20 protein-coding genes are annotated in these 24204 nt (G+C 56.6%); 14 read left to right on the plus strand and 6 right to left on the minus strand.

Features of this window, described 5'->3' with window-relative positions; translation table 11 throughout:
* The first annotated feature begins 30 nt into the window (after positions 1-30).
* Entirely contained in the window at positions 31-807 is a 777-nt protein-coding gene (locus OHL22_RS18860) for an SDR family NAD(P)-dependent oxidoreductase (protein ID WP_263340876.1), read from the plus strand.
* A gap of 26 nt (positions 808-833) precedes the next feature.
* Here OHL22_RS18860 and OHL22_RS18865 read toward each other — a convergent pair whose 3' ends face one another.
* On the minus strand, positions 834-1478 hold the full coding sequence (locus OHL22_RS18865) for a hypothetical protein (protein WP_263340878.1): 645 nt from the start codon (positions 1476-1478) through the stop codon (positions 834-836).
* Positions 1479-1902: 424 nt separating this feature from the next.
* Between OHL22_RS18865 and pgeF the strand changes: the two genes are divergently transcribed.
* Positions 1903-2766, plus strand: coding sequence for a peptidoglycan editing factor PgeF (pgeF, locus tag OHL22_RS18870; RefSeq protein WP_263340881.1), 864 nt, complete (start codon positions 1903-1905; stop codon positions 2764-2766).
* Positions 2767-2797: 31 nt separating this feature from the next.
* Here the strand turns inward: pgeF and OHL22_RS18875 are convergent, their stop codons facing one another.
* Positions 2798-3088, minus strand: coding sequence for an integration host factor subunit beta (locus OHL22_RS18875; RefSeq protein WP_263340884.1), 291 nt, complete (start codon positions 3086-3088; stop codon positions 2798-2800).
* Positions 3089-3491: 403 nt separating this feature from the next.
* On the opposite strand from OHL22_RS18875, the gene OHL22_RS18880 reads away from it, so the two are divergent.
* Complete coding sequence (locus OHL22_RS18880) at positions 3492-4247, plus strand: dolichyl-phosphate beta-glucosyltransferase (RefSeq protein ID WP_377819783.1); 756 nt, start codon at positions 3492-3494, stop codon at positions 4245-4247.
* A gap of 11 nt (positions 4248-4258) precedes the next feature.
* On the opposite strand, the gene OHL22_RS18885 is transcribed toward OHL22_RS18880, so the two are convergent.
* Both OHL22_RS18885 and OHL22_RS18890 read right to left on the minus strand, forming a co-directional pair.
* Positions 4259-5257, minus strand: a complete 999-nt coding sequence (locus OHL22_RS18885) for a gluzincin family metallopeptidase (protein WP_263340886.1) — start codon at positions 5255-5257, stop codon at positions 4259-4261.
* A 37-nt stretch (positions 5258-5294) separates the two neighbouring features.
* Positions 5295-5588, minus strand: a complete 294-nt coding sequence (locus tag OHL22_RS18890) for a putative quinol monooxygenase (RefSeq protein ID WP_263340888.1) — start codon at positions 5586-5588, stop codon at positions 5295-5297.
* Positions 5589-5753: 165 nt separating this feature from the next.
* Here OHL22_RS18890 and OHL22_RS18895 point away from each other — a divergent pair, with 165 nt between their 5' ends.
* The 5 genes from OHL22_RS18895 (at position 5754) to OHL22_RS18915 (ending at position 16020) form a co-directional block, all read left to right on the plus strand.
* On the plus strand, positions 5754-6083 hold the full coding sequence (locus tag OHL22_RS18895) for a PadR family transcriptional regulator (RefSeq protein ID WP_263340891.1): 330 nt from the start codon (positions 5754-5756) through the stop codon (positions 6081-6083).
* 1 nt (position 6084) lies between these two features.
* Entirely contained in the window at positions 6085-8733 is a 2649-nt protein-coding gene (locus OHL22_RS18900) for an ADOP family duplicated permease (RefSeq protein WP_263340897.1), read from the plus strand.
* 53 nt (positions 8734-8786) lie between these two features.
* Positions 8787-11486 carry an ABC transporter permease gene (locus tag OHL22_RS18905; RefSeq protein ID WP_263340900.1) on the plus strand — a complete coding sequence of 900 codons (2700 nt, stop codon included), beginning with the start codon at positions 8787-8789 and terminating at the stop codon, positions 11484-11486.
* A 56-nt stretch (positions 11487-11542) separates the two neighbouring features.
* Positions 11543-14185 (plus strand): ADOP family duplicated permease, encoded by a 2643-nt coding sequence (locus OHL22_RS18910; RefSeq protein WP_263340926.1) that lies wholly within the window; start codon positions 11543-11545, stop codon positions 14183-14185.
* A gap of 125 nt (positions 14186-14310) precedes the next feature.
* Complete coding sequence (locus tag OHL22_RS18915) at positions 14311-16020, plus strand: hypothetical protein (protein ID WP_263340929.1); 1710 nt, start codon at positions 14311-14313, stop codon at positions 16018-16020.
* 409 nt (positions 16021-16429) lie between these two features.
* On the opposite strand, the gene OHL22_RS18920 is transcribed toward OHL22_RS18915, so the two are convergent.
* A complete protein-coding gene (locus OHL22_RS18920; protein WP_263340931.1) occupies positions 16430-17179 on the minus strand; it encodes an MIP/aquaporin family protein in 750 nt (249 codons plus the stop codon).
* A gap of 384 nt (positions 17180-17563) precedes the next feature.
* Between OHL22_RS18920 and OHL22_RS18925 the strand changes: the two genes are divergently transcribed.
* A complete protein-coding gene (locus OHL22_RS18925) occupies positions 17564-18163 on the plus strand; it encodes an outer membrane protein (protein WP_263340932.1) in 600 nt (199 codons plus the stop codon).
* A gap of 85 nt (positions 18164-18248) precedes the next feature.
* On the opposite strand, the gene OHL22_RS18930 is transcribed toward OHL22_RS18925, so the two are convergent.
* A complete protein-coding gene (locus OHL22_RS18930) occupies positions 18249-18803 on the minus strand; it encodes an SRPBCC family protein (RefSeq protein WP_263340934.1) in 555 nt (184 codons plus the stop codon).
* Between the two features lie 192 nt (positions 18804-18995).
* On the opposite strand from OHL22_RS18930, the gene OHL22_RS18935 reads away from it, so the two are divergent.
* The 5 genes from OHL22_RS18935 (at position 18996) to OHL22_RS18955 (ending at position 24129) form a co-directional block, all read left to right on the plus strand.
* Complete coding sequence (locus tag OHL22_RS18935; protein ID WP_263340936.1) at positions 18996-19481, plus strand: DUF2127 domain-containing protein; 486 nt, start codon at positions 18996-18998, stop codon at positions 19479-19481.
* Between the two features lie 302 nt (positions 19482-19783).
* Positions 19784-20278: a division/cell wall cluster transcriptional repressor MraZ gene (locus OHL22_RS18940; protein ID WP_263340938.1), complete on the plus strand. Its 495-nt coding sequence runs from the start codon at positions 19784-19786 to the stop codon at positions 20276-20278.
* A 29-nt stretch (positions 20279-20307) separates the two neighbouring features.
* Positions 20308-21234, plus strand: a complete 927-nt coding sequence (gene rsmH, locus OHL22_RS18945; RefSeq protein WP_263340940.1) for a 16S rRNA (cytosine(1402)-N(4))-methyltransferase RsmH — start codon at positions 20308-20310, stop codon at positions 21232-21234.
* 14 nt (positions 21235-21248) lie between these two features.
* Positions 21249-21761 (plus strand): cell division protein FtsL, encoded by a 513-nt coding sequence (locus OHL22_RS18950; protein ID WP_263340942.1) that lies wholly within the window; start codon positions 21249-21251, stop codon positions 21759-21761.
* Between the two features lie 85 nt (positions 21762-21846).
* Entirely contained in the window at positions 21847-24129 is a 2283-nt protein-coding gene (locus OHL22_RS18955; protein WP_263340945.1) for a penicillin-binding protein, read from the plus strand.
* The last annotated feature ends 75 nt before the right edge of the window (positions 24130-24204 follow it).

A 24204-nucleotide genomic window follows, 5' to 3' on the forward strand; every position in this document is an offset into this window, starting at 1 on the left:
GTGCGAAGTTTTCGAGGGAAATGGGCGCTTGTGACCGGTGCGAGCGCTGGAATCGGTGTGGCGTTGGCCCGGGAGCTGGCGCGTCATGGAGCAAAGCTGATCCTGACGGCGCGACGTCGCGAGCGGCTTGAGGCGTTAGCAAATGAGCTGACCGTGCAGGGCACGGAAGTGCGCATCATTTCGGCCGATCTCACGCAGCCTCAGGACCGGCAGGCGATCTACGATCAGACCGTCGGTGCCGGACTAGATATTGAAATACTGGTCAATAACGCCGGTCTCGGGCAATACGGCGAGTTTGCCACCCTCGACCTGAATCAGGAACTCGAGCAGGTCCGCGTCAATTGTGAAGCCGTAGTGCATCTGACGCGTCTGTTCGTGCCAGAGATGGTCAAGCGGCGCCGCGGTTGGATCATGGTGCTCTCCTCGGTGGCGAGCTTCCAGCCGATTCCGTACCTCACGACCTATGCAGCCACCAAAGGCTTCGACCGCTTCTTCGCTCTCGGCCTGGCCGAGGAGTTGGCTCCCTTTGGCATCAAGGTCAGTGCACTCTGTCCCGGACCAACCGAAAGCGAATTCTTCGCCGTAGCCAAGGTCCACCGGGAGTCAGGAGCGGGAGCGATGTCAGGCCGCCCCCGCCAGCCCGCCGAAGAAGTCGCGCGTATCGGCTTGAAGGCATTGGCCCATGGCAAGCGCACAAAGATTCCATGCACTGCCGGAGAATTTACAGCGCTTGCAGTTCGCCTGTTGCCGGTCGGCTTGATCACCTTTGCGATCGCCAAAGCGATGCGGCCGAAGAAACAGGCATAGCCGCGAATCCACGATCTTGCCGACAACTACTGAGTAGCGGGCGGCAACGTTTCGGGAATCTGAGTGTTGCTCGCGATAGTAAATGAATTGAAGAAGTGAGTAACGTCTTGCTCATGGCGTCCTGCGGCTGACGGAGCCGTCGCAATCAGCATGTAGAGCCGGGTGCCCGCGTAGATAAACCGCGCGTCCAAAATGCCTCCGCCGGCATTGTGGGCGACAACATCACGCCCCGGATAACCCTGAGGGTTGCTGCGGCTTTCGCTGACAAGGGTGGTCGAGGTGCGGGCCAGAGCACCATCGCGGGCCTGATCCAGAGTTTTATCTGGAATCAAATCGTTGATTCGGGCGACGGGTGGTTTATCGGCCCATGCCACCGCGAAAGTGTGGTTCGCGTCGGCTTTAACCGTGATCATGTTGACCGGCTCGATGAATCCGACCTCGTTGCTTGATTGCACCACCGTTTGAGTAGGCGTGCCTGGCAGGTCCACATGAAAGCCCTGCGCAGTCTCATCGACGGGTTGCCACGCCAGTGGAGAGCCACTGCTGGTGTCGACCACTCCGTCTTGGGAGCGGGTAGGTAGCCATTCGTGGAGGAATGCAGAAGCGCCCCGATGTTCCCACACCAGAAAAAGAGCCAGCGCAACAACAGCTCCCCCCAAGTATAGGTACATTCGCTTCATAATATTGAGCTTGGCGGTTGCCCTCCGAATGGTGCAAGGGGCGAATTATCAAAGTAGTAAAGGGGGTGCCTATTTTGAAAAGGGGTAACCATTCTTTCCAGGCTTGGTCTCATATTGTGAAAAATTCCGCAGGTTACCAGGACAACTTTTTCGTCGAGATCGCATCTGAGTAAATAACTAGCAGAGGCAGCCACTTAAGTAATCCCCGCCAAAGCACTTAGTTCTGCGAAAAGGTCCGGCAACGGACTCCCTTCCCCAGAGCCTCACTATTCTCCCATCTAAAATGCCTCTCGAGCGGGCCCGTCGGAAGGCGGGCCCAATGCTCGTCTGGAGAAGACTTCCGGCAAATCGATCCCGGCGTCAGACTCTACAATCACCATATATGCAGTCTGATTCTCGAACTTCCCAGCCGGTTATGACTATCCCCGATGGATTGATCACGGTGCCTGGTGGTGTGGCGTATATTAATGTTTCTCAATGGGATACAGCCGCCCCATGGCTATGGCACGGCTTCAGCACGCGGCGGGCGGGAGTGAGTACGGCATATTCAGGCGATTCACCTGGGAACAATATGCAGGGCGAGTTGAATCTCGGATTTACAGCAGCCGATCCGCGAGAAAACGTACAGGAAAACCGCAGCCGATTTGTAGAAGCCATCACAGGCAGCCGGCGTACCCCGTTGATCACTTTGCGGCAAATCCACTCAAATCGCAGTTTCATTGTCGACGATATGGTGGCCCAACTAGCGGCGACGGGAACCACACAAGCGCACGAGGCTGATGGATTGATTACGTCGCAGACCGGTGTGCTGATCGGCATTCAGACAGCGGATTGCATTCCCGTTCTGGTGGCTGACAGAAAGCACCGGGTTGTCGGTGCCTTTCACGCCGGATGGCGCGGGACCGTGCGGCGCATTGTTGAACTCGGTGTGGCGCGGATGCGACACGATTTCAATGCCGATCCGGCAGAGATGATCGCAGCAATTGGCCCGGGCATCAGCGCCTGCTGCTACAGCGTCGGTGATGAGGTGCGGAAGGAGTTCAGGGAGCAGTTTGGGTACGCCGATGGCCTGTTTGTAAAACCAGTCTCGCCTGAAGCGGGCGAATTGCGGCTGAATTTGATCGAGGCGAACCGCAGGCAGCTACTTGATGCCGGATTGAGCAGTGGAAGCATCGCAATCGTTGGTGGATGCACAGGCTGTCAGCAGGCATGGTTCTATTCCCACCGAGCATCACACGGCCACACAGGCCGCATAATGGCGGTCATCGGAATCCACTGAATCGTTGAGATATCTTCTGAGGCGGAGAAGGTTAGCTGCCTGCTTCCTGAGGATTCACCAAGTCGCGCAATTCCTTGGAGGGTTTGAAATAGGGCACGCGTTTTGCTGGTACTTCAACGCGATCACCCGTTTTAGGATTACGCCCAATACGCGGATTCCGCTCGCGGATGCGGAAGGAGCCAAAGCCGCGAATCTCGATTTTGTCGCCCGACTGCAATGCACCGATTACCGAGTCGAAGATGGTTTCGACAATCACTTCGCCGTCGCGGCGGGTGAGGTCGCCCAGTTGGGTCACCTTTTCAACCAGGTCTGCTTTGGTCATGCCGATTCGCCTCCGTAGTCAAGAATAACCGGATTCCGGTCATACTCCAGCAAAAATTGGTCTTTCCTGTGCAAATTGAATGGTTTGGCGTCCAAATGGAATCCTGTTGCAAGGAATTCAGGATCAAGGACAGGCGAAGAGAAAACTACGCCACCTTCGGTATGATGACAGAGGACCAGAGACGGGATGTGTGCCATAGCGGGCGCGAGTGCTGAATCACCACAGCAGGATTCTGCAGAAACCTTTAGTCCGTTAGTGCATCCAAAACTACTCGTTGCATCCAAAACGCAGAAGATCCTTCGGAACCCTGGCGATGTGAGGTTTGCAGCAGACAGAGCCCCGAGAATCAGTTAATTGACAGGCGAAGGCCTTCGATTTTAGTTGTCAGAAAGGTTTCCTGATCGTGCCGGCCTTTCCGCTTATCAGCATCGTCATACCTGCGTATAACGAAAGCGCGCGTATTGGCGCGACGTTGCAGCAGGTGATTGCCTGTGTTCGTGAGCAGGGCTGGAATGCGGAGGTGATCGTGGTCAACGACGGTTCGACGGATACCACCTCCCGTATTGTGCTGGATTTTGCCATGCACTCGCCGGAAGTGCGGCTTCTGGAAAACCCTGGCAACCGCGGCAAAGGCTACTCCGTGCGCAGCGGCTTGCTGCAGGCGCGTGGCGAGATTGTCATGTTCACCGATGCCGATCTTTCGGCCCCAATTGCCGAGGCTGAGCGGCTCTTTGCCGCAATCCGAAATGGTGCGGATATTGCTATCGGTTCACGATGGCTCGAGCGCAGCCGCCAGACTCATCGGCAACCGTTGTACCGGCAGTTCTTTGGGCGTTGTTTCAACCTGATCACACGTATGGTGATGGGCTTGCCGTTCCATGACACTCAATGCGGATTCAAGGCATTTACCCGTGATGCGGCGCAGACTGTCTTCCAGCTTCAGACAATTGAGCGCTGGGGCTTCGATCCGGAGATTCTCTTCATCGCTATCAAGCGGCATCTGCGCATCGATGAAGTGCCAGTCACATGGGGGCACGACGAGCGCTCCCGCATAAGCTATCTCAAAGATGGTCTGCACATGTTGCGCGAGATCACGATTATCCGCTGGAATGCTCTGTTAGGGCGGTACAACGGCCCTGTCATTCCGATTGCCCGATAGTCCGCCAGCAGTCAATCGCGCTGCTGTGGCGCTCTCGTGATGGCTTCTCGAATGGCTGCCATTGATGCATGAGAATCGAAGACGGCACCGTCAGATCCGTGAGCCACGCCCAGTTCTTTCCAGAACTTTGGCAGATCGACAGGCGAAGGCGACTGGCTCCATTGCTTGTACTGCTCTGTGAGCACATGAGTACCGGTCGCTTGATCGCCAATCGAGAGCGCCTGCGGCAACGTCCAGTCGTGATCTATAGTGCCGCCGCTGGCAATGATGGCCCGCAGCGCGTCCTGCAGGCCCTTGCGGTTGCTGGTTTGCCTGCGAATTTCGACGTCGGCGACAAGGCAGAAGAGCGCACCACCCCAATACGTGCGGCCCCATGTGTGCGTGCGGTCAAGGCCCTGATCGCCTGGCTGCGGCTCGCCCTTGGGCATGCCATCCAGCATGTCGTTCCATATCTGCGCTGCCGTGAGTTCACCTGCCTGAACACGGGCGATTGGCTCGATGTAGGTCGCGAGGCCCTCTTCCATCCAGTGCTGGTCGTCGGGCATGGAAGGAAAGGCCATGTGGTCAAGCTCGTGCGTCATCATCCAGTCTTCGTTCAGATCCTGAACAGTTGTGTGCTGGCCTAATCGGACGCGCGTGAAGCCGGGAACACCGTGCATGTCGCCCCAGGTTGTGCCCTGCATCACGCCTTTACGATCAGCTACCGGAAGGATGAGCACGCGAGCGCGTGAGACAGGAAAGCGGCCGTAATAGACCGTAATAGCGCGAACGGCGCGTTGCACCCAGGGCAGGATCTGGGCCGGCGTGAGATCGAGCGCGCCCGCTGCGAAGTCAACCTGAATTTCGGCACCGCCGGCGTGGATGGTCTCTGTGGAAGCGATTGATGGTGCCCACCATGGGCCATGATGTTGCTCTGGTGAAGGGCCGGGTGAGCTTTGCGGAGTCGCGTGCGGTTCCATCAGGAACAGGAGTGAGCCGAGCGCGATGGATGCCGCAAGTTTCCAGTGCATGTGTGGTTCCGGGAAGCCGGTTGATATTGCTGTGCACTTATTTAGACGCGAGAATCTCAACTTTCTCAATGTTCGGCGGAATGGCTAGTAACTCGTCTGCCTTTGCGATAAGCGCTTTGGCAATTTCGCCATTGAGGTGAGCTTGACGCGCCTCTTCGTCAGCGAAGGTATCGAAAATGCCGAAGACGTTGGGAGCAATTTTAAGCGCATACCAGCCGATGGTGCCTTCTTCAGCCTGCGCCAGCGGCAGCGCCGACTTCAGGAAATTCTCAAGCTCCTTTTCTTTTCCGGGCTTGGCTTCGAGCCGCGCAAGCAGGGTGAACTTTTCCATGAATGAATCCTCCAGCAGGGAATTTGGATTGTGAAGACGGATGAACCCTGCCATGTGACGGGATTTACGCGCAGGAGTTTCAAAGAACTGTGCCGTTTTGCAGGGTTGTGGCGGGAAATTTTTCTTGACACGCAAATATAGCTGTCTATATATAGCTGTCTACGTATGAAAAAACCCGACGCTTTGCAAGGTTCGCTCGATTTGCTGGTACTGAAGATTCTGGAGCGCCGTCCGCGCACTCATGGCTACGGCATCATGACGGCTGTGAAGGATGCCTCGGACGACCTGCTGCGGATTGAAGAAGGATCGCTCTATCCGGCGCTTTACCGGATGGAGGAAGCGGGGTGGATTCGCGCGGAGTGGATCAAAAACGACACCGGCCGAAGAGCGCGCGTTTACGAACTCACCGCAGCAGGCCGCAAGCAGCTGGGTCTGGAAGAGTCGCGCTGGCATGCGGCTACTGCTGCAATCAACCAGGTGCTGAGGACGGTGTGAGATGTCAGTCTGGACGCGCATCGTCAACGTCTTTCGCAGCGATCGTGTGAATTGCGAGATTGCGGAAGAGTTTGAGACGCATATTGAAGAGGCTGTTGCTGCGGGGCGTAACGAGCGTGAGGCGCGGCGCGCGCTGGGAACCTACGTTCGTCATCGCAAAGAAGGCCACCAGGTGCGTGTCATTGGATGGCTCGATTCACTGCGGGCCGATGCGATCTTTGGCTGGCGTCAGTTGTGGAAGCACAAGACAACAAGCGTGGCGGCTGTGCTGTCGCTTGCGCTGGGCATCGGCGCGTGTGGCGCTGCCTTTCGGTTGGTTAACGCGCTATTTCTTCGGCCACTGCCGATTCAGAATTCGGAGCGGCTCTATGCGGTTCGGCTGGATGGAGTCACTTTTCAAGGCAAGCCGTTCATCTGGGACACGATGTCGTATCCAGTGTTCATGAAGATGCGTGCGGCGGTTGCGGGACAGGCGGAGCTGATTGCGATGGAGCCTGCGCACCGGAATGACATCACCTTTAGCTCAGACGCGGAAATGGAAAAGGCCTATGTGCAGCATGTTTCCGGCTGGATGTTTGCCGCGTTCGGGCTGAGGCCGGCGCTCGGGCGATTGCTGACCGAGGATGATGATCGCGTGCAAGGGGCTGAACCATATGCGGTGATTTCGTATGGATATTGGTCGAGCCGGTTTGGACGAGATCCGGGAGTGATTGGCAAGAGTTTTCGCATGGGGGACGATCTCTATCGGATCGTGGGCGTTTCGGATCGCGGATTTACGGGGACGGAACCGGGAAAGATGCCGGATGTTTTTGTTCCGACAGCAATGAATGTGCAGGGAGTGCGAGAGGCCGGCGATGGGTGGCTTAGGGTTTTTGTGCTACCCAGGTCAGGAATAGCCATTGAGCCGGTACGTCAGCAGATGTATGCGGTTTATCGCGCCTTTGAGCAGGAGCGGGCGAAGGCGTGGACGAACATTCCGAAAGAACTACTCATAGGCTATCCGCGAGAGAAGCTGCTGTTGAGGCCTGCTGGCACAGGCGTTTCGCAGATGCAGGACGATTATCGAGTTCCATTGACGGTGCTCGGTCTGCTGGTAGTACTGATGCTGCTGATTGCATGCGCGAATGTGGCGAATCTGATTGCAGCGCGCTCGTCAGCGCGTTCGCGAGAGATGGCGCTGCGGATTTCAATTGGCTCCGGAAGACTGCGCCTGGCGCAGATGATTCTGGCGGAAAGCGCAATCTTAGCTGGGCTGGCCACAGTGGCAGGTGCGCTCTTTGCGTTCTGGGCTGCGCCCTTTGTGGTTCGCAGCATCGGCCACGCGGACGATCCGGTGCGTCTGGTGTTTGGCGGAGGTTGGAACGTGTTGGCGTTTGGATCGTTCTTGGCGCTTGGCACAACACTATTGTTTGGGCTGGGACCGGCCTTCCGTGCTTCAAAGATCAAACCAGCAAGCGCACTCAAGGGCGGCGACGATCCAATGGCACGACGTCGAGGAATGTATCTGGTGATTGGCGCGCAGACGGCTTTCTGCTTTGTGGTGCTCTTTCTCAGCTTTCTCTTCGTGACGACCTTCCGCCGATTGTCGGAGCGACCGTTGGGGTTTGCTCCGGAGCGCGTGTTGCTACTGAATACCTTAAAGAAAGACAACAAGCACGTGATTGATTGGCAGCCTCTGCTGGAGCGAATAAAGGCTCAGCCCGGGGTTGAGTTGGTAGCTCTGGAGGGATGGCCGCTGCTTGGCGGAATGAACGACAACGAGCTGATTTCGATGAAGGGTGCACCGCCGACGAATGTTTCGTCGAACTTTCTCGGCATATCACCGGGCTGGATTAAGACGATGAAGATCGCGTTGCTGGATGGGCGTGATTTGCAGGCCGAGGATGCAAGAGCGCACGCCGTGCTGGTGAATCGTGCATTTGCTCAACAGTACTTTGGCGGACGCGATCCAGTGGGCCAGTGGTTTACAACGCTCGGATTCAACGGTACGCCCGATCGACATGAGATTGTAGGTTGGGTCGCGGACGTTGCCGCCAAAAATGTGCATGAGCCGATGTCGCCGGCAGTCTACCTTCCGCTGCACACTGATGCATTGGGATCGTCGTGGGACAGTGCAACATTGGTCGTTCGCACATCGGTTACCGATCCTTCAGTGCTGACGGCGACCCTGCGACACACAGTGGAACAGAGCGAGCCTGAGCTGCGCGTCGGCGACGTGGAAACACAGATGGAACTCGTCCGCGCGCAGACAATTCGTGAGCGGCTCCTGGCAAATCTTGCAGCATTTTTTGCAGTAGTTGCTCTGCTTCTGGCAGCCGTTGGGCTCTATGGCGTGCTGAGCTACTCGGTGCTGCAGCGAGAGCGAGAGATAGGCGTGCGCATCGCGCTCGGGGCGAGGCTTGGCCATGTCACGCGGATTGTGACGGCTCAGATCTTCGCGATGGTGGCCACAGGAGCACTAGCAGGTTGTGCGCTCGGACTGATCGCGGCACGATATGTGCAGTCTCTCTTGTATGGCGTGAAGGGAAGCGATCCGATCACGATGGCCGCGCCTGCTCTGGTGCTTTTTGCAGCGGTTTTGTTGTCGGCTTTGCCGGCAGTGTTGAGGGCCACGCGCATCGATCCGGCGACGATGCTGCGGGCTGAATAAAACATAAGCCGGAAGTTGTCTCTTTGTTTTGTCCTGTGGATGGGAGAGTGAACATGTCGTTATGGTCGCGAGTTGCGAATGTTTTCCGCGGGGATCGGTTGAATCGCGAGATTTCCGAAGAGTTCGAGTCGCATGTTGCAGAGGCTGTTGCTTCGGGGCGTAGTGAGCGCGAGGCACGGCGTGCGCTGGGTACGTATGCGCGGCATCGCGAAGAAGGCCATCAGGCGCGCGTGATCGGATGGCTCGATTCACTGTGCGCTGACGCAATCTTCGGCTGGCGCCAGTTGATGAAGCGCAAGGTGACGACGGGCGCGGCGATACTTTCTCTCGCGCTGGCGATCGGAGCTTGTACGTCAGCGTTCCGGCTGGTGGATGCGATGTTTTTGCGTCCGATGCCGGTAAGCGCCCCGGCGAGCCTCTATGCGATTTCGTACCATGGCTTCGATGCCAAGACGAAGGCCCCGGAGAGCTGGGACAGCAACTCCTATCCCATGTTCCGGGAGATGCGCAAGGCGGTGATGGAGCAGGCAGATCTGTCAGCCGTGTCATACGTGAGCCATGTCGATTTGACGTATGGTTCGGACGCGGAGATGGAGAAGGCATATCGTCAATCCGTATCCGGCAGCCTATTTTCGAACCTTGGACTGCGACCGGTTCTCGGCAGGCTGCTCGCGGAAGACGATGATCGAGTACCAGGGGCTGAGCCTTATGCGGTGCTCTCGTATGACTACTGGACGCGACGCTTCGGGAAGGATTCACAGGTGATTGGGCGTCGGCTCCACATGGACGGCGCAGTCTATGAAATTGTCGGGGTGGCGTCGAAGGGATTCACCGGCACAGAGCCCGGCACGATGACCGACATGTTTGTGCCGACCATGATGGAAGCTGGATCAGTCAACAACGCCAACTCCTTCTGGTTGCGGATATTTGTACGAGTGAAGCCGTGTGTGGATGTCCGGAGCCTGGCCGGCAAGATGGACGCAGTTTTTCGCGTGTGGGAGAAGAATCGAGCGAAGACATTTATCAATTTTCCGAAATACCTGCTCGATACATTCCCGCGGGAGCATCTGGTGTTGAAGTCCGCAGCGGAAGGGGCTTCAAGTATGCAAGCCGATTACGGTTCTGCGTTGACTGTGCTCTGCGTGCTGGTGGGAATGGTACTGCTGATTGCCTGTGCGAATGTAGCTAATCTCATGTCGGCGCAAGCGGCGGCGCGTGCACGCGAGATGGCGTTGCGTGTCTCGATTGGCTCGGGACGCTGGCGGCTCGTTCAAATGGTGATGGTAGAGAGCGCGATGCTGGGGCTGATTGCGGCGGGTCTTGGGCTTCTGTTCGCGTGGCGGGCTACGCCGTTCGTAGTAAGCAAAATCAATCCGCCAGACAATCCGGCAAGGCTGGTGCTACCGGCGGACTGGATGGTGATTGGTTTCGGGCTGGCGATGGCGATCGGCGTGACACTGCTGTTTGGCCTGCTGCCAGCTCTTCGCGCCTCGGGTGTGAAACCAGTGCATGCACTAAAAGGCGGAGACGAGCCGGTTGCGAAGAAGAGATCCATGTATGCGTTGATCGCAGCGCAAGTAGCGTTCTGTTTTGTTGTGCTGTTCGTCGCGGGACTATTTGCGACGACATTGAGCAAGTTGACGAAGCAGCCGATCGGGTTTTCGCCCAGACGGGTGCTGGTGCTTGATACCGTCACGCAGCATCCTGAGCCGCCCGTGAAGTGGGACCAGATGGCTGCAGCTTTGCGGACTGTGCCGGGAGTCGAGACAACAGCGCTTGAGGATTGGCCACTGATGAGCGGCACGATGCGCAACGATCACATCTCAGTCAACGGTGCTGCGCCGAGTGACGTACTCGCCTTTTTTCTGCGGGTTTCGCCGGGGTGGCTGGAAACGATGCGTATTCCAATGGTCGCCGGCAGAGACTTCCGCGATAGCGATACAAGCCCGAGTGTAGCGATCGTGAATGAAGCCTTTGCGAAGCAGTACTTCAACGGAGCCAATCCAGTGGGGCGCACGTTCGAGACGAGAGGTCCGGACAGAGTGAATGCGCAGTATGAGATTGTGGGCCTTGCAGGCGATGTGGTGTATCGCGATCTCCGCGAGAAAATATTGCCGCAGGCCTATGTGCCACTCCATCGCGCCGCTAATCTTCGAGCGGACACGCCGATCTCAGCGCAAACTTTGTCAGCCGCGACATTACAACCGATGCAGGGGGTGACTATCGTTGTGCGAACGGCAAGCGATGACTCGATCCTCTTGTCGGAAACACTACGGAAAGCTATGACGAGGATCGATCCCGAGTTTCGCGTAAGCACGATCCAAACCCAGACCGAGTTGGTGAATGCGCAAACCATTCGCGAGCGTCTATTAGCATCGCTGGCGCTCTTTTTTGCCAGTCTGGCTTTGTTGCTGGCTGCTATCGGATTGTACGGAGTGTTGAACTACGCGGTGTTGCAACGGGAGCGTGAGATTGGCGTGCGAATTGCGCTGGGCGCGCGGCTGGGGCATGTTGTGCGGATAGTGACGGCACAAGTCCTGGTGATGGTGGTGGCAGGAGGAATCGCGGGCTGGGCGCTCGGATTGATGCTCGTGCGATACGTGCAGTCTCTGCTGTATCAGGTCAAGGGCAATGATCCGGCGATGCTGGCTGTTCCTGCCTTGGTGCTCCTGATGGCTGTGGTGCTTTCTGCGATGCCTGCGGTGATTAGGGCAGCGCGCATCGATCCGGCGACGATGCTGCGGGCTGAATAATAAAACATAAGCCGGAAGTTGTCTCTTTGTTTTATCCCGTGGATGGGAGCGTGAATATGTCATGGTGGTCACGAGTTGCGAATGTCTTTCGCGGCGATCGCTTGAATCGCGAGATTGCCGAAGAGTTCGAATTGCATGTCGAAGAAGCTATAGCTACAGGGCGCGATGAAAGCGAAGCGCGGCGCGCATTGGGCACACATGTGCGGCACCGCGAAGAAGGCCATCAGACGCGAGTGATTGGCTGGCTTGATTCGTTGCGTGCGGATGTGATCTTCGGCTGGCGGCAGTTGAAGCGCAACAGAGTGACATCGGCTGCCGCGATTCTCTCGCTGGCGCTTGCGATTGGCGCCTGTACATCTGCCTTCCGGCTGATGGATGCACTGTTGTGGCGGCCATTGCCTGTGGCCCATGCAGATCGGTTATACGATATCTGGCGTGAAACTGCGATCAATGGTGCTCCTTACAGATACGATTCGTGGGCTTATCCCTCGTATCAGCTGATGCGGGATGCGGTGAAAGATCATGCGCAACTCCTTGCGGTGTCTCCCGCGGAGCGCACCGATCTTACTTACGGTTCAGATGACGACATGGAGAAGGCGCATGTGCAGTACGTCTCCGGCTCAATGTTTGGGGCATTCGGCCTGCGGCCTGCTCTTGGACGGCTATTGGACGAAAACGACGATCGCGTACCGAAAGCAAGCCCCTATGCCGTGCTTTCCTATGACTATTGGCAGCGCCGGTTTGGCCGCGATCCGAAAGTGATTGGTCGCAGTCTGCGTATAGGTTCCGATCTCTATCAGATCGTGGGAGTAGTGGATCTCCCATTTACCGGTACCGATCCGGGAACTCTTACAGATGTTTTTCTGCCAATAATGATGAATCCATTGGTAACGCGGAAAGACGCAGCCTGGATGAGAACACTAGCAATTGTGCATCCGGGCGTGGCGCTCGGTCCTTTGACGGCAAAGATGAGCGCGATTAGCCTCGCCTTTGAAACGGAACGAGCAAAAAGTTTCAAGGATCTGCCGAACAGCATTATGACGGCCATTCTCAGCGAGAAACTGACGATGATACCTGCCGGCGCTGGGGTTTCGGAGTTGCAAGACCAGTATCGCCGCGCGCTCGGTGTGATTGGTGTTCTGGTAGCTCTGGTGCTGCTGATTGCATGCGCCAACGTGGCGAATCTAATGACGGCACAAGCTGCGACTCGCGCGCAGGAGATGGCATTACGTGTCTCGATCGGCGCGGGCCGCTTGCGGCTTGTGCGGATGGTGCTCACCGAGAGTGTGATGATGGCAGTGCTCGCTTCACTGCTGGCAGCGGCGTTTGCCTGGTGGTCGGCTCCGCTTGTTGTCAGTATGATTAATCCGCCAGATGACCCGGCACGCCTGATGCTGCCTGGAGACTGGCGCGTTCTCGGATTCGGGCTCTTGCTGGTCGTTGTAGTTGTTCTGCTCTTTGGCTTGGCTCCTGCGTTGCGAGCTTCGGCAGTCAAGCCCGTGAACGCGCTCAAAGGTGGCGAGGACCCGCATGGCAGGCGCAGAGGCATGTACGTCATGATCGGCGCGCAGGTGGCCTTCTGCTTTGTCGTCGTCTTCATTGCCGGGTTATTTGTGACGACGTTCCAAAGGCTGGCGCACAAGCCGCTTGGTTTCGAGCCGGAAAATCTATTGTTGCTCGATACTGTCGCGCAGCGGGAGCAGCCAGCGTCAGTCTGGGATCAGGCGGTCGAAGGCCTGCGTGGAGTTTCAGGCGTCGAAGATGCCGCTCTATGCGCCGCACCACTACTGGGAGGCAATTCGTGGAATAACTTCATCTCCATCAATGGCGCACCTCCTGGGCCGATCGTCTCGCATTTTCTGGAGGTTTCTCCGGACTGGATTCGTACAATGCGTATGCCATTGATCGATGGAAGGGACTTTCGCAATGGAGATACGACACCGGGCGCAGCGATCGTGAATGAAACCTTCGCAAAGACGTTTTTTCACGGCGAAAACCCGGTAGGCAAAACCTTCGCGAGAGAATCACGGACTGTGCACTATCAGATTGTGGGGATGGTCCGCGATGCACCATATCGCAGCCTGCGAGAGCCAACGTTACCGGTAGCCTTTATCCCGAGGCATGAAATCGATGCATCGGGAGTCGTGCAGGGCTCAACGGAAGGTACATTCGTTGTGCGTACGGAGGGCGCAGCGCCAACGGCACTAGCGTCTCTGCTGAGACAGAGAATCCATCAGGAGCATCCAGAACTACGGGTAAGCAATATCCGCACGCAGATGGAACTGGTGCGCGATCAGACGATCCGCGAACGGCTGCTTGCGATGCTGGCGGTGTTCTTTGCCGGAGTAGCTCTGCTGCTGGCAGGTATCGGTCTGTATGGTGTGTTGCATTACTCTGTGCTGCAGCGCCAGCGTGAATTTGGCATTCGCATCGCTCTCGGAGCAAGGATTGCCAATATCGCCCGGCTGGTTACGTCTGAGGTCTTCGCCATGGTGATTGCTGGTGGAGCAGTGGGCTTGGTGCTCGGACTCCTGGCCGCGAAGTACATCCAGTCGCTGCTTTATGGAGTGAAGGGGAACGATCCGGCGACGTTGATTATGCCTGTTCTAGTGCTATTAGCGGCAGCCGCATTCTCAGCACTTCCGGCCGTTCTGCGCGCGGCGCGAGTTGATCCAGCAAAAATGCTGCGTGCGGAGTGATCGTGTTGAACATCTTCTTAAAAAATCATAAGGATCGCATTCTGTAACCTTGGATTCACAGGCCGTTGTTAGCATCCTTTGCGCGACAAAGTTCCCCGCTTGCGTTCGCATAAAGGAGACGATCCATGACAGCAGTGAAGTGGAACCGGCAAATTCGCCAGTTCTGGTTGAACGGAAGCGTTCTTACATTAGCCGTGGCATCGCTGGCAGGCAGCACCGCGGTGCAGGCTCAGCAGCGTCACGATGATGATTCTCATTTCCGTCTTTACCCAAACAATCTCGTGGTGAGCCGCAGTGTGTATGACAACAAGGCTTCCAATGTAACGGTGGGCGAAATTTTGCCGCCCAACTGCGCCAACACGCAAGGGGGATGTTCGGCCAGTACAGGCGCCACAAACAACGGGCTGTATCCGTATGTCTTCAACAATGACTCGTATGACGGCAGCTTCGGGATTACCTCCCGGTTGTATCTCGACCAGATCACTCCGGAAGGCTGGTCAATCAGTACGCTCGAGCTTCCAAACAGCCTGCAGCATGGCGTTACCTCGTCCAGCGATCAGCTTGTGACCAGCTTCAGCTCGAAGTCCGAAGGCGCGCTGAATCTCTCCACAAGCGGCAAGTACCTGACCTTCATCGATTACGTCGCTCCGGTAAATACGATTGACGCTTCGAATTCGAATACGCCGCTGGCGGTCGATCCCACAAATCCCGTAGGCGAAGCCTATTATCGCGCCGTAGCAACTCTGGATGCGAAGGGCCACTTACACTTCACTGAGACAAACGCCTACAGCGGCAACAATGGACGCGCTGCCATCCTGAACGATAAGGATGGTCTCGATCTGGTTTACACCGCTGGCAATGCAGGCAACGGCAGCAATCCTCAGCCGGAGGGTGTGGTGCTTGGAGCAGGCGCGCAGTTGATTCCAGCGCTGAAGGCTCCGGAGGATGCGCAGGATCCCGGCCTGCCGACTCCGGTGGCCAGCTTTAACGTTACTCAGCTTAGCGATAAGAAGGACAAGATCGGTAAGGACGACAACTTCCGCGGCATGACCATTTTCAACAATGTGCTGTATTACACCAAGGGCAGCGGCAGCAACGGCGTTAACACGGTCTACTTCGTGGATACAACCGGCACTGCCTGCCCGAAGGGAACTGGCGTTCCAGTAGCCGGAGCGGCGCTGCCAACCTCGTCCATCGTTTACGATCCTTCGACCGTAACGACAGACGGGCTCTCCAGCAATATGTGTATCCTTAATGGATTTCCAACCCTGTTGGCCAAGAGCACGACAGGTCTGAATTATCCATTTGGCATTTGGTTTGCCGATGCCAACACCCTCTATGTGGCAGACGAAGGCGACGGCTACAACGGCGGAACAGATCTGTACACGCATGCGAGCGGGTCCACCGGTGGGTTACAGAAGTGGGTCTTCAATGCTTCAACTGGAAGCTGGAGCCTGGCTTATACGCTTACCAATGGGCTCAACATCGGAACACCTTACACGGTAAAGGGATATCCGACGGGAACCAACAGCGGTGCAGGTGGAAGTGGGCTGCCATGGGCGCCAGCAACCGACGGTTTGCGCAATATCACCGGCCGGGTCAACTGGGATGGAACGGTAACCATCTGGGCGATCACTTCCACTGTAAGCGGAAGCGGTGATCAAGGTGCCGATCCAAACAAACTGGTGGCCATCACCGACAAACTGAGCAACACCACCTCAGCACAGACGGCGAAGGAGAAGTTCGTTACCGTGCGGTCAGCTGGCTGGGGTGAGGTCCTGCGCGGCGTTTCCTTTACGCCGACTGAAGAGGCTCATGAAGGCCACGGCTGGTAAAAACCTGCCGGTTTCCAAAGATGAATCACGAATGCGGATGGCTCAACCATCCGCATTTTTTTCGAGATCTCTATTCTGGGAGCGAATCGTTTGATTCCTGTGACGGAACATCTCTGTGCGGAAAAAGGAACGGAGACTTCGTCAACAAATGAGCAAAGATGTGATGGGCAATTGTTATGGACTGCTCAATTTCGTGTTCTATATCGTGTGAGCAAGCACCATCGAGCTGGATGCGCGGCCAGCGGGCTGTGCGAATCGCCAGAATCAGACTGCTGGCTACGAGCAATATCGGCCTATTTGCGAGAGATCCACTTCGCGCCTGCAGCCGGCAGTCGTCATAGCAACATTATAGGCGAATAAAAAGCGAAATATCCTCAGCGACAGGTTTCGCACATATCCCATTTGCACATCATGCGGAGAAATGAGCCCACCGCAGTAGCAAACCGCAGAGCACGGCGCCAGTGAAATCCCCTACGATCGGTATCCATGAGTATCGCCAGTTCGATGGCCCCTTGCCTGCGATGGGCAGCAGGAAGTGAATGAGCCTGGGACCGAAGTCGCGCGCGGGGTTGATGGCGTACCCAGTGGTGGAACCAAGCGAAAGACCGATGCCCCAGACCAGGCTGCCCACGAGCCACGGTCCTATTCCAGCAGCCGGACCGGTCGGGGAGACGCCGTGGGAACCGATTGCACTGGCCACCAGCACCAAAACAAAGGTGCCAGTCGCCTCTCCGAGAAGGTTGGAGGGCAGGTGCGGGATAGCCGGGCTAGTGCAAAAGACACCCAGCTTGGCTCCATGGCTCTCGGTAATTTCCCAGTGCGGATAAAAGAACAGCCAAACGAGCGTCGCCCCCGTCATAGCTCCCAGAATCTGGGCCGACCAGTAGACAGGAATCTGCGAGAAGTCGCCGCTGAAAATCGCGCCTGCCAGCGTAATGGCCGGGTTAAGGTGTGCGCCTGCACTCCCGAAAGCCTGAGCGGTGAGCACGCCACAGAGCACGGCGATCGCCCACCCGGTCGTGACCACCATCCAGCCCGCGTTTTCGGCATAGGTCTTGCGCAGGCTTACGCTGGCATTAACGCCGTTGCCCAGCAGAAGAAGGATAAAGGTGCCCATAAACTCGCCGAGCCAGATGGAGTGTGGTGCTGCCAGTTGCATGCCATGTCCTTGTCACGCGCAGAATCGGCCTCACCCTTCGGACACTACTCGGACCGCAGGTCAGCCGCTTGCGGCGATGCTGATTTAATCGACTCCAGAATTCTCTACATTTGGGCTCGATTGCGAAAGAGCCCAGTCAATAAACGATACCTGTCCATGCTCGCTTTCATCATGCTCCCGGCTGCGTCTATTGGCACAGACGTCAATTTCGCCAACAACCGTTCCGGATCGTCCGGTAAGCCCGTTCCGGCCAGTTACAATGCTGAAAGCAGCGCAAACAAGCACCAGCGCCATTTGAAGACGCGATCGACGAGATCGAAACGATAGACATGCTCCGTTTTGGCCGAGAGGCTTTTGCCGGGCAGTCGCGAGGTTCACGACCGAATGAAGAAATTTGCTCTACTTGCACTCCTGCTGACTGTATTCACAATCGCAGGCCGCGCCCAGGAAAGCCGTCAGGATGTCAGCATCAGCGGATCCGGTATGCTGGAGCCGTATGTCAACAGCTCTACCGATGTGAAGGTAGCTGCTAAACGTGGCCTCGGTGGCTTAATTAGCTACCGTTTCCAACTCACGCCGCGCGGAGCCGTAGAAGCCAACTATGCGTTTACGCAGAATTCTCTGCACTATGTAGCCCCAACCTATAACTACCAGGTCAATGCCCGGACACAGGAAGTTTCTGTCGCGTATGTTTTTAGCTTCAACTTCCGTAATTGGAACCCCTTTGTTGAAGCTGGCGGCGGCGGACTTTTCTGGGGCAACATCCGCAATCTGGCCACGACAACCCTCGATGTGAAGTCGCAGACAACGATTGGGGCTGTCTATGGTGGCGGTATTGCCTATGAGATTAGCCCGAGTTTCGATATTCGCGCGGAATATCGTGGCTTCGTCACAAAAGTTCCGGATTTTGGCTACAGCCCGCTTGCGACCAATCGCTATTACAACATCAACAATCCGGTAGTCGGCGTAGCCTATCACTTCTAATCGCGTAGTTGTTTGACCGATACGCCAAAGGGCCCTCCTCGAAGGAAGGCCCTTTTACTTTGTGGATATGCCTGGCAATGGCGAATCAACGCCGGCGCACCGACTGGGCGGCAGCTATCGGCAAAATCTCTTCAAGCCGCTTCCTCCGATGTGCAAACAGAGTTGCAAGCTGTGGTCGTATATACGAGTTGTGGGCAAACTCGCCTAAAGGTCCCATTGGCGGCTCATACTCCACGTCGTCGGTTACCAGCGTTCCATCGATGCTTTCTCTGACTTCCCTTGTGATCCCGTGGCGATGATGCCAGTACGCGAACGGTCCCGAGAGTTGCTCATCGCAGAAATGGCTCATCCATATAAACTCGGTGATGCGCGCCAGCCAGCGGGAGCGTAGAAACAGGCCTCGCATGAGGCGAAAGCTGAGAACGATCTCCGATCCCACTCCGGCTGCGGGGCTTTGAAAGCGCAATGCTGGGTCGGTGGCGACTGGCCGCGTCGGAGGGGCGATCAGACGTGAGCTCTCGACGCGAGCGCGCTGCCAGGCAGGCAGCAGGTGTGGCAGATTCGCAGGATTGGCAAAGAAAGCGAAGACCAGTTCCACCGGAAAGGGAACCCATTGCTCTGAGCTGAAAGTATGTCGCACTTTGCCTGTCGCTCCGTGTATCGCTTGTTCTAGCGTACCCGGCCAGAGCCGTGCCACATGCTGAATTCGCAGAAACCAGCCCGGTTAAATTAACGTAGACAAAAGCAAATCCTGAATTTCAGCCAATCGCCGCGGTGACTTGGCAGGCGGAGTTCCAGGAGTCGATGCAAGTGTTGTAGGAGCAAATTTCTGGTGCCTCGGTCCGGAGTCCGCAAAAAACGCAATCGCTGGCTTGAGTTGATTGCTACATACAAGCTGTTGCAGTCAATTTTGCTGATTGCCGTGGCAGTGGGTGCTCTGAAGCTGGTGCATAAAGACGTGGCTGACGTGCTGGGCAACCTGGCGACAGCGATGCGGATGAATACGGATGGCCGGGTTCTCAGTTTCCTCCTCGAAAAAGCGTCGCTTCTGACGGACCATCGATTGCGGCAGATTTCTTTCTTTCTTTTCTTTTATGCAGGCTTGGGTTTTCTCGAAGGTCTTGGGCTCATGCTGGAGAAGGTCTGGGCCGAATATCTAACGGCAATTCTCACTGCATCGTTCCTTCCGCTTGAGATTTTCGAGTTGATGCACAGAGTCACCTCGATCCGCGTGGCCCTTCTCTTCGTAAACCTGGCCGTACTGGCCTACCTCGTCGCTCACCTGATTGATCGGAAGCGGACAGTTCGGCGCTGGTAGAGCAGAAAATCTGACCCAACACAGTAAACACTACATCTTGTGGTGCTTTTCTTTTCTGGCCATCGTGTAGCGTCCCGGTTGGGGATTCCGGTAAAACTGTTGCGGACGAGGGGCAAATTTTAGAAATCGGCAGGGGTTAAAAGGGGAAAGTTAGGCTACTCTGGTGGAAATTTTTGGAGTGCCATGGAATATTCTCTCCAAAACTCGGGTACTATGAATCGTGATCTCCGATGTTGGGGTAATTCCCAAACGGATATACGAAGTTTTGCAGGCCGGGTACAAGGCCAGATCCGAGAGAAGCAATGTTTCGCGGTTCGCAGGAAGCAAAAGTCGATGAAAAAGGCAGACTGAAGCTTCCTGCGGACTTCATGAAGGTGATTGCGGACAAGCAGTACGGTCCGGTGTTTTTTATTACTTCCCGCGACGGGCGCAAGGCTGAAATCTGGCCGATGCAGGAGTGGGAGATCGAGGAAGCAAAGAAGGCGGAGCTGCCCGAAGACGATCCAGCCAAGATTGCCTGGATGCAGATCGTGAATTACTTCGGCAGCGTGGTCGAGATCGACAAGCAGGACCGCCTGATGCTCTCGAAGAAGGTGCGGGAGAAGTTTCAGTTAGTGAATGTGGAAGTGGTCGTCATCGGTTCACAGCGGTTTTTGACAGTGCAAACCGAGTCGGAAGCAGATCAGGATCTGGCAAGCCTGGTGGGACCGGGTGAAGGCAGCGGCAAGCTAATGACGATTGCGGAAGCAAGATCAATTCTGGCGCAACGGGAAGCCAGCAAACAGCAGGGCTCCTGAAGCGCAGGCAAGCCCCCAAGGGGGAGAACATGACGCAGAGTAATCCACGCCATGTTCCAGTTCTTTCTCAGGATGTGATCCGATACCTCGATGTACGCGAGGGTGGTACTTACCTCGATTGCACCATCGGACTTGCAGGTCACTCGAGCCTGATCGCTCGTAAGCTCGGGCCGGAAGGGCATCTGATCGGTTTCGATCGTGATCCCAAGGCGCTGGAGCTTGCCGAGCAGCGATTGAACGCGCTCAGGGAAGAGTTGGGCAGCGGGATGCCGAGGGTGACGCTGATTGGCGAAGCTTTCAGTCAGGCGGCAGAACATGTAGAGCCGGAAAGTCTCGATGGATTGCTAGCAGATTTCGGCGTGAGCAGCATGCAGCTCGATGAGCCAGAGCGAGGATTCAGTTTTCAGGCAGACGGACCCCTGGATATGCGCCAGGACACGCGCAAGGGACCAACTGCCGCACAAGTGGTGAATGAGATGGACGAGAGAGATCTTGCCAATCTCATTTACGAATACGGAGAAGAGAGGAGGTCGCGGAGAATCGCCAGAGCCATTGTCAGGGCGCGGCCGCTAACGACTACGGGACAGTTAGCCCGTATCGTTAGCGGCAGCGCCCCGATGATGAAATCCGAGCGAATCCATCCAGCGACAAGAACCTTTCAGGCGCTTCGTATTCACGTTAACCGCGAACTAGATGAGATACGCGATCTGCTGGAAGCCGCACCCCTCCTGCTTAAGAGAGGGGCGCTTAAGCCTTCTGGACGTCTCGTAGTCATCAGCTTTCATTCGCTAGAAGACCGCATCGCTAAAGATGTATTCCGCGAAAAAGCGGCAGAGGGCATCCTGAACATCATCACACGCAAGCCAGTAACGGCCGATGAAGAGGAAACGGGTCGCAATCCGAGAGCACGCAGTGCCAAGCTCAGAGCGGCAGAGAGAACTGACAAGAAGATTTAAGGAAGAGAGAGATCATGGCAGCGCAGGCAGCAACATATTTCGAAAGTGGACGCAGCTCAAGCCGTCGTATTGAAGAGCGCAACGCGCGGCTCTTTGCAGAGCAGCAGCGTCTGCGCCGTGGTCCCACGCTCGAGGTCTTCTTTCCCAAGCGCATCGATAACTCACGTCTCGTGAAGGCTCCGGACACGGTACGCGTCCGTGAGATGCGTATCTTTGCCGCAGCTGTCACGATGCTGTTCTCCCTGGTCATGTTTTATGGATGGCAGCATTTCAGCTCGATCGAAATCGGCTACAACGTGGAAGCAAAGAAACAACAGGTTGAACTTCTGCGTGAGCAGAACCGCCAGTTGAAACTTACCGAAGCCGAGCTTTCGCAACCTAATCGTATTGACAGCATGGCGCGGCAGATGGGTTTAACCGAGGTGCAGCCACAGCAGGTGGTGCATACAGCAGATCAGGTGACCACCAGCGCTCCAGCCCTTGCACAGATGAATCCCGCAGCAGGCAAACTTGCACCAACCCCCTAGCTGCGGGTCTTGCCATCCAGCACGCGTCTAGCGCGCAGGAACCGGCGATAGCAGCAATCGAAAGACCCAATCTGGAGTGCACGGCGTGAACCAGACAGCTCCATTTCAACTTCGCGCCAACCGCCCTCGCGGTTCTAACGCGGCGTCGTTGTTGCCGCTGCGCTTCTGGCTAATCTGTCTGGCTATGCTCATCTGGGTCTCGCTGATCGCAGTCAAGCTTTTCTGGTTGCAGATCATGCGGCATCAGGAGTTCGTCGAAAAAGCCCAAAAGCAGCAGCAGCATACTTTTGAAGTAGCGCCGCGCCGCGGCGTTCTCTACGACCGCAACCTGCGTGAACTGGCCATGACGGTCCAGGCGGATTCAATTTTTGCCGTTCCTTCTGAAATCGATGACAAGACAGCAACCGTTCATCAACTTGCGCAGATCGTGCATGCCAATCCAGAAGATAGCTGGACCACCGAGGCGCAGATCAACGAACGCGTTGATGCCTCGCGCGGCTTTGCCTGGATCGCTCGACGCGTGAAGCCGGAAGTCGCAGCCAAGGTGAAGGCGCTCAATCTGAAGGGCATTTATTTCCAGAAAGAATTCGAACGCTTCTACCCGGATAATCAGATCGCCGCACAAGTGCTTGGCTATGTAGGAGTAGACGATAACGGTCTCGGTGGCATGGAGCAGAAGTTCGATGCGCCGCTCCACGGCAAGCCGGGCCGCATGTATGCCGCCGTAGACGCACGCCGCCGCGTGATGGGCTCCACTGAGCGCGAGCCTGAGCCGGGAGCAAATCTCGAACTCACGATCGACGAAAATATCCAGTTCATAGCAGAGAAGGCTCTCGACGCCGCGATGCAGCGGACCAAGGCTGACAATGGCACAGTCGTGATTCAGGATGTGCACACCGGGCAGATTCTTGCACTTGCAATCCGGCCCACCTTCAACCCCAACGACTTTCGTCACGCAACACCTGCGCTGCTGCGCGATCATGCCGTGAGCGATGTCTACGAGCCGGGTTCAACATTCAAGCTGGTGACGTACGCTTCGGCCATCGATCAGCACATTGTGAAACCCGATGACATGATCGATTGCCAGGGCGGCGCCATCACATTTAACGGCCGCACCATTCACGACGATCAACACGATCATCTTGGCGTTATCACAGTGGAGCAGGCGCTGGAACACTCCAGCGACGTGGCAGCGGTAAAGCTGGCTCTACGCATGGGCAGGGACAATTTCTATAACTACATTCGCGATTTCGGGTTTGGTGCGCGTTCCGGACTGGAGTTGCCAGGCGAAACACGCGGGTTGCTGCGGCGCCCAGACCGTTGGGGTGCCACATCCATCGGATCTATCGCCATCGGTCAGGAGATTGGTGTAACACCGATTCAGCTTGTTTCGATGGTGTCGACAATCGCCAATGGCGGCGTATATCTGCCGCCGCACATTCTCATGGCCGAGCAGGGCAAGGATGGTAAGGTCGTTGGCCAGCCAACAACCCAGCTTGCTGCTGAACCTCTTCATGGTGGCGAGGAGCTGCCAGATCCATTACCTCCAGGAGCGCATCGCGTCATCAGCACGATGTCCGCCGCGGAGATGCGCAAGATGATGGAAGCGGTGGTACTCTACGGCACGGGCAAGAGTGCGCAGCTCAATGGCTATTCTTCAGGCGGCAAAACCGGTACCGCGCAAAAGATCGATCCGGCGACACATACCTATTCGAAGACCATGCACATTGCGTCGTTTGCGGGTATCGCTCCCGTGAACTCGCCAGTGATCGCTGTCGCCGTCGTTCTCGATAATCCTAAGGGCGGCGGCGTTTCCTACTATGGTGGCGCCGCATCGGCTCCTGTCTTTACGCAGGTAGCACAGGAAACGCTGGAGTATCTCGGTATTCCGCACGATATCGATCTACGCCCACTCTCAGCGTCGAAGAATCTCACGGCAAAGGATGTGGAGCCGGCTCAGGAAGAGACCGGCGATGCAAGTGAGCTGGTCGCCGCCATGAACGATCTGCCCGCCGACGATCCGTTGCGCGAGTCCATCAGCAATGCAAAGGCCAGCGCAAAGGCCGCGAAGGCGCAGAAGCAGGCAGATGCAAAGAGCGACACATTGCATCAGCCAACAGTAGCTGAAGCACAGAGCAGCGCAACGACGGCTCAGCCGCAGGTGGTGGCTGTTTCTCTGCCGGTGGGAACCGATGGCGTCAAAGTCCCATCTCTAGTCGGGTTGCCAATCCGCCAGGTAGTGCAGCAGGCAGCGCTGGCAGGACTGAATTTGCAGGTGACGGGCCGCGGCCTGGTCCGCTCACAAGAGCCCGCCGCAGGCTCAGTTGTCGCGCCCGGTTCACAGCTCACCGTGCACTGCGCGCGTTGATTTCTCCAGCTTCTGACAATGCAATCTGTCGATTGCGTAGGATGATTGCGCAGAATGTTCGCGCCCGCCGAGCCG

The organism is Acidicapsa dinghuensis, from assembly GCF_025685685.1.
Taxonomy (GTDB): Bacteria; Acidobacteriota; Terriglobia; order Terriglobales; family Acidobacteriaceae; genus Acidicapsa; species Acidicapsa dinghuensis.